Annotated in this window: 10 protein-coding genes; 9 read left to right on the plus strand and 1 reads right to left on the minus strand. The window is 73.2% G+C overall.

All coding sequences use genetic code 11. The features are described 5' to 3' along the window. From I4I78_RS29125 to I4I78_RS29150, 6 genes are all read left to right on the plus strand, one after another. A partial coding sequence (locus tag I4I78_RS29125; RefSeq protein WP_218614713.1) for a CPBP family intramembrane glutamic endopeptidase occupies positions 1-662 on the plus strand: 662 nt, incomplete at its 5' end. Between the two features lie 159 nt (positions 663-821). Then, the gene (gene rpsP, locus I4I78_RS29130; protein WP_218614714.1) at positions 822-1,331 is read left to right on the plus strand and encodes a 30S ribosomal protein S16; all 510 of its coding nucleotides are present in this window, start codon (positions 822-824) and stop codon (positions 1,329-1,331) included. Further along, positions 1,328-1,567 carry an RNA-binding protein gene (locus tag I4I78_RS29135; protein WP_218614715.1) on the plus strand — a complete coding sequence of 80 codons (240 nt, stop codon included), beginning with the start codon at positions 1,328-1,330 and terminating at the stop codon, positions 1,565-1,567. The genes rpsP and I4I78_RS29135 overlap by 4 nt, the downstream gene beginning before the upstream one ends. 43 nt (positions 1,568-1,610) lie before the next feature. Further along, complete coding sequence (gene rimM, locus I4I78_RS29140; protein WP_218614716.1) at positions 1,611-2,132, plus strand: ribosome maturation factor RimM; 522 nt, start codon at positions 1,611-1,613, stop codon at positions 2,130-2,132. Positions 2,133-2,235: 103 nt separating this feature from the next. After that, entirely contained in the window at positions 2,236-2,451 is a 216-nt protein-coding gene (locus I4I78_RS29145) for a helix-turn-helix domain-containing protein (RefSeq protein ID WP_218614717.1), read from the plus strand. Between the two features lie 12 nt (positions 2,452-2,463). Continuing rightward, complete coding sequence (locus I4I78_RS29150) at positions 2,464-3,012, plus strand: Clp protease N-terminal domain-containing protein (protein ID WP_218614718.1); 549 nt, start codon at positions 2,464-2,466, stop codon at positions 3,010-3,012. 9 nt (positions 3,013-3,021) lie between these two features. On the opposite strand, the gene I4I78_RS29155 is transcribed toward I4I78_RS29150, so the two are convergent. Further along, positions 3,022-3,768, minus strand: coding sequence for an MgtC/SapB family protein (locus I4I78_RS29155; protein WP_218614719.1), 747 nt, complete (start codon positions 3,766-3,768; stop codon positions 3,022-3,024). Between the two features lie 120 nt (positions 3,769-3,888). Here I4I78_RS29155 and trmD point away from each other — a divergent pair, with 120 nt between their 5' ends. The 3 genes from trmD to I4I78_RS29170 all read left to right on the plus strand — a co-directional run. Continuing rightward, the gene (gene trmD / locus I4I78_RS29160) at positions 3,889-4,656 is read left to right on the plus strand and encodes a tRNA (guanosine(37)-N1)-methyltransferase TrmD (RefSeq protein WP_218614720.1); all 768 of its coding nucleotides are present in this window, start codon (positions 3,889-3,891) and stop codon (positions 4,654-4,656) included. 187 nt (positions 4,657-4,843) lie between these two features. Next, complete coding sequence (rplS, locus tag I4I78_RS29165) at positions 4,844-5,203, plus strand: 50S ribosomal protein L19 (protein WP_218614721.1); 360 nt, start codon at positions 4,844-4,846, stop codon at positions 5,201-5,203. 42 nt (positions 5,204-5,245) lie between these two features. After that, positions 5,246-5,890, plus strand: a 645-nt coding sequence (locus I4I78_RS29170; RefSeq protein ID WP_218614722.1) for a hypothetical protein, incomplete at its 3' end; no start/stop codon positions are given.

Consider the following 5,890-nt stretch of genomic DNA (forward strand, 5'->3'; position numbering starts at 1 on the left):
CGTTCGTCGTCGTCGAGGTCGTCTTCCTCGGGGTGTCCCTGCTGATCGGGCAGCTGGTCCCGACCGAGGGATCGGTGGGCGGGATCCTGGCCGCCCTGGTCGTCCCGACGGTGCTGGCCGCGGCCTGTGCGGTCGCGGTCACCTGGTGGCGGGGCAACGGTCCGGCGCTGGACCTGGGCCTGCGCTGGTCCTGGGACGACGTCGGGATCGGGCTGCTGATCGGCCTGCTCGGGCTGTTGCTGACGGTGCCCGCGGCGCTGGTCTACGCCTCGATCATCGGCCCGGAGGGTGCGACGACGGCGGTCGGCGACATCTTCGGCGGGGTACGGACGTCCTGGCCGATGGCGCTGCTGGTGATGTTCGTGGTGGTCGTCGTCGCACCGATCTGCGAGGAGATCATGTACCGCGGCCTGCTCTGGGGCGCGGTCGCCAAGCACATCCCGAACCGGCCGGTGATCGTCTACCTGGTCACCACGCTGCTGTTCGCATTCGCGCACTTCGAGCTCACCCGCACCCCGCTGCTGTTCGTGGTCGCGCTCCCGCTGGGGCTGGCCCGGATGCTCACCGGCCGTCTCGGCGCGAGCGTGCTGGCCCATCAGGTGAACAACTTCCTGCCCGGCCTGGCGCTCGCGCTGATGCTGGTGGGGGTCGTCCCGGTCTGACCGACGGCGGGGGCGTCTGGCAGAATGGTCGTCCGGGTCCGCGGTCGGCCCTCTACCAACCGCGACCATGCCGAAAGAGACAGCGAGCCCGTAACCCCACGCGAGCGCCAGCTGACTCGTCGCAGCACGACACATACTTTCGCGAGGAGCACCCACAGCGTGGCCGTCAAGATCAAGCTGATGCGTCTGGGCAAGATCCGCCAGCCCTACTACCGCGTCGTCGTCGCCGACTCGCGCACCCGGCGCAACGGCCGGGCGATCGAGACCATCGGCAAGTACCACCCGAAGAACGACCCGAGCCTGATCGAGATCGACTCGGACCGTGCGCAGTACTGGCTCGGCGTCGGCGCCCTGCCGACCGAGACGGTGCAGAACCTGCTCGAGGTCACCGGGGACTGGCAGAAGTTCAAGGGCCTGCCCGGTTCCGAGGGCACCCTGAAGCCGCAGCCGGAGAAGGCCGACAAGCTGGCCCGCTTCCAGCAGGCGCTGGCCGAGGCGAACGGTGAGCCGAGCACGCCGGCCACCACGCCGAAGAAGAAGGCCGAGCCGAAGGCCAAGCCCGAGCGCGTCGGCGCGACCGCCGACGAGGCGCCGGTCGAGGCGGCCACCAAGGCCGACGACGTCGTCGACGCGACCAAGGACGCCGACGCACCCGCCACCGAGTCGTGACCCTGCTCGCGGACGCCCTCGAGCACCTCGTGCGGGGCATCGTGGACCACCCTGACGAGGTCAAGGTGGACATGGTGACCGGGCGACGTGGCCGGATCCTCGAGGTCCGGGTGCACCCCGAGGACCTCGGCAAGGTGATCGGCCGCGGTGGCCGTACGGCCACCGCGCTGCGCAACGTCATCGGTGGCGTGGGCGGCCGCGGGGTCCGGGTCGACGTCGTCGACACCGACCGCTAGCAGGTCGGCCATCGCGACGCGACGTCTCGACGCCGACCGGGACATGGTCCTGGTCGGCGTCGTCGTGCGTGTGCACGGTCTGCGCGGCGAGACCGTGGTGGACCTGCACACCGACGAGCCCGGCGAGCGCTTCGCCCCCGGCACCGAGCTGGCCGTGCGCCGCTCCGGCGGGGCCCGGTCCGCGCCGCTGCGCGTGGCGACCGCGCGTCCGCACTCCGGACGCCTGCTGGTCCGCTTCGACGGAGTCGAGGACCGGGACGGGGCCGAGGCGCTGCGCGGTGCGCAGCTGCTGCTGCCCACCTCGGCGCTCGGTGCCCCGGAGGACCCGGAGGAGTTCCACGCCCACCAGCTGGAGGGCCTGCGGGCGGAGCTGACCGACGGGACGGTCGTCGGCACGGTCCGCGAGGTCGTGCACGGGCCCGGTGGCGAGCTGCTGGTCCTGGACCGCCCGGAGGGCCCGGAGGTGATGGTGCCGTTCGTGACGGCCATCGTGCCCACGGTCGACCTGGACGGCGGGCGGATCGTGCTCGACCCGCCTGAGGGGCTGCTCGACCCCGAGGACTGAGCCCCGGCCTCCCGGCCCGGCACACGTCGTGTGCCGGGCTTTTTCGTGCGCTCGTTGTCAACATAGGTTGACAGGGCGACAGCGTCAACCTATGTTGACAGTCATGAGTGATGCGACAGCGGTGGCCGCGGCGGCGTCGAGCAAGGACCCGGGCGTCGGCCTGGCGGCCGTGTCGTCCCTGCGTGGGCTGCTGGAGTCGCTGGAGGAGCTGCAGGTCGGCAACGCGCGGGACGCGGGCTGGTCCTGGCAGCAGATCGCCGAGGCACTGCACGTCAGCCGCCAGGCGGTGCACAAGAAGTACCGCCGGTTCGGGCTCTAGGGGAGGACGTCGATGTTCGAGAGGTTCACCGACCCGGCACGACGGGTCGTCGTCATGGCGCAGCAGGATGCGCGGGAGCGACACCAGGACCGGGTCCGGACCGAGAACCTGCTCCTCGGCGTCGTCACGTCGCCGGGGACGCCGGGGGAGGCGCTGCTGCGCGCCGCGGGGCTCGACCGCGACGTCGTCGAGGCGGACCTCGCGCGCCGCTCGGCTCCGCACGACGCGGAGGCACTCGCGTCGCTCGGCATCGACCTGGACGAGGTGCGCCGCCGTGTCGACGAGTCGTTCGGGCCGGGGGCACTGGAGCGGACCCGGGCCGCCCGCGGCCGTCGGCGACCCGGGCACATCCCGTTCGACAGGTCGGCCAAGAAGGCACTGGAGCTGGCGCTGCGGGAGGCGATCCGGCTCGGGCACCGGCACATCGGCACGGAGCACCTGCTGCTCGGGCTGCTCTGGCCGGGCAGCACGGCGCAGGAGATCCTGGCCGGCCGCGACCTCACCCTGGACGGCATGCGGATCGCGGTGGCGGACCTGGGCCGCGGCAGCGCGAGCGGCTGACCGCGGGGCCTACAGCTCCTCGTCCTCGTCGCTGGGGCCGTCGTCGCCGGTGGACGCGGAGCGCACGCCGTCCAGCTCGGCCAGCTCGCCGGCCAGGCCCGCGAGGTCCCCGCGGCCCTGGAGCAACAGGGTCAGCGCGGCCACCCGGGTGCCGTCGTCGGTGAACGTCTCACGCTCCACCGACACCTGCGCGACGGCGAAACCGGCGCCGGTGCAGCGTTCGAGCACGGTGCGCAGGATGCCGAGACCGTCGGTGTAGCGCAGCCGCAGCATCGGCGGCTCACGGCGACGGCTGCGGGTCGCCCGGGCCAACGGCTGCAGGCCGCGGGTGACCACGAAGTGCCCGACGGTGGCGGCCACGCCGAGCAGCGGGAGCCCGGCCCCGCAGGCGCTGCCGACGGCCGCGGCCAGCCAGATCGTGGCCGCCGTGGTCAGCCCGCGCACCGCGTCCTGCCGGACGAAGATCAGCCCCGCGCCGATGAAGCCGATCCCGGACACGATCTGCGCCGCGACCCGGGACGGGTCCAGCGAGACGTGCTCCTGGCCGAGCAGGTCGGCGAAACCGTACTTCGAGACCACCATGAACACCGCCGACCCGACGCCGACCAGGGTGTGCGTGCGCAGACCGGCGCTCTTCGCGCCGGCCTCGCGTTCCAGGCCGATCAGCGTGGTCAGGACGAGGGCGAGCACGACCGGCAGCAGCAGCTCCCACTGCCGGGAGGTGGACCACAGTGCGGAGTACCACTCCGGGGGCATGGCGGGAGGCTCCTCTCGGCGCGGCGGCGATACGGCGGGACCCGACCCTCCTCGGAGAGGGCTGCTTCTCCCCGGAGACGGCGTACTCGTCCTCGGAGAGGGTCTGCGACGATCCGGCGCGTGCGGATCGACGTGGTGAGCATCTTCCCCTCCTATCTCGCACCGCTGCGCGAGGCCCTGCTCGGCCGCGCGATCGAGCGCGGGCTGCTGGAGCTGGCCGTGCACGACCTGCGGGCCTGGACCCATGACGTGCACCAGGCCGTCGACGACTCGCCCTACGGCGGCGGGCCGGGGATGGTGATGCGCCCGCAGGTGTGGGGCGACGCTCTCGACGAGGTGCTCGCCGGGCCGCCTGCGCGGCTCGTGGTCCCCACCCCGGCCGGCAGGCCGTTCACCCAGGCCATCGCCCGGGAGTGGGCTCGCGAGACGCGGCTGGTCTTCGCCTGCGGGCGGTACGAGGGGATCGACCAGCGGGTGCTCGACGACGCGGCGCGCCGTGTCCCGGTCGAGGAGGTCAGCATCGGCGACTACGTGCTCGTCGGCGGTGAGGTGGCCGTGCTGGCCATGGTCGAGGCGGTGGCCCGGCTGCTGCCCGGGGTGCTCGGCAACCCGCGGTCGGCGGCCGAGGACTCGTTCTCCGACGGCCTGCTCGAAGGTCCCGCCTACACCCGTCCCGAGCTCTGGCGTGACCTGGCGGTGCCGGACGTGCTGCGCAGCGGCAACCACGCCGCGATCGACCGCTGGCGGCGGGACCGGTCCCTGGAACGGACCCGCCTGCGTCGTCCGGACCTGCTCGACGCGCTGCCCGAGGACGCACTGGACCGTGCGGACCGGGCACTGCTCGAAGGCCTGGACATCGCGGCCGACCCCGATGGTCCGGTCGGCTGAGCGGCCGCCGACCCCACCGGGTGTCCGGCGGGTCCGGCCCGTCTGGCACTATAGACGGGTTGCCAGCGCCCGGTGCGGTGATGGACACGCGCTGGTGGGCGTCCCCGGTCCAACTCCCGGGACGGCCCACATGGCCGCGGCACCGACGGACGAGAACCACGTACGACCACGAGGACGGACCTTCGCGATGAACACCCTGGACGCACTGGACGCGCAGATGCTGCGCTCCGACATCCCCGCCTTCCGGCCGGGTGACACGCTCAAGGTGCACGTGAAGGTCATCGAGGGCAGCCGCTCCCGTGTCCAGGTGTTCCAGGGCGTCGTGATCCGTCGCCACGGCGAGGGCGCACGGGAGACCTTCACGGTTCGCAAGATCTCGTTCGGCGTCGGCGTCGAGCGCACCTTCCCGGTGCACTCGCCGAACATCGACAAGCTCGAGGTCGCCACCCGTGGTGACGTCCGTCGCGCCAAGCTCTACTACCTCCGTGACCTGCGCGGCAAGGCCGCGAAGATCAAGGAGCGTCGAGAGACCCCCTCCGCGTCGTGACCGTCACCCGGTCGTGACGGTTCGGTGACGTAACCTCGTCCTGTGGCATTCCCCGAGCTCCCCGACGACCGCCGGGACCGCCCCCGGCGGTATCGCGGCAGCGATGCCCCTGCGGCGGAGCCGGACGAGCGCCCCCGACGCCGTCGCGAGGACGGTGCCGACGACGCGGACCCTTCCGGCCGTCGCGGCACGTCCCACCGTCCGGCGGGTGCGGACTCCGATGTCGCGCAGGAGCAGGACTTCCTGCTCGGTGCAGCTCTGCAGCGCGGGGTCCCGGCCCGCTACGGGGCGTCGCCCCCCGGCCCCGACGGCGAGCCCGGCGCGGAGCGGCCGCGGGTGAACCGCTCCCGCCGCGCCGAAGAGCGCAACGGCGGTGGCGGCCGCCACGGCCCCGCCGGCAACGGCCACCCCGACGAGGGCGGCCCCGCGGCGCGGAACGGGAACGGTACGCACGCGAACGACGCCTACCCGAACGACGCCTACGCGAACGGCGCACGGAGAAACGGGAACGGCGCCCGTGACGCCGACACGAACGGCCGCGACGAACGGGCCGAGGACGAGCCGGCGCGTCGCCGTCCGTCCGAACGGATCCGGGACTCCTACGCCTTCGACGGCACCGGGCCGGACACCGGCCCACGCCGCCGTCCTCCCCGCGAGGAACGACCGCCGCCCCGGTCCCGCGCGCCC

Source organism: Pseudonocardia sp. KRD291 (genome assembly GCF_019263595.1).
GTDB lineage: Bacteria > Actinomycetota > Actinomycetes > Mycobacteriales > Pseudonocardiaceae > Pseudonocardia.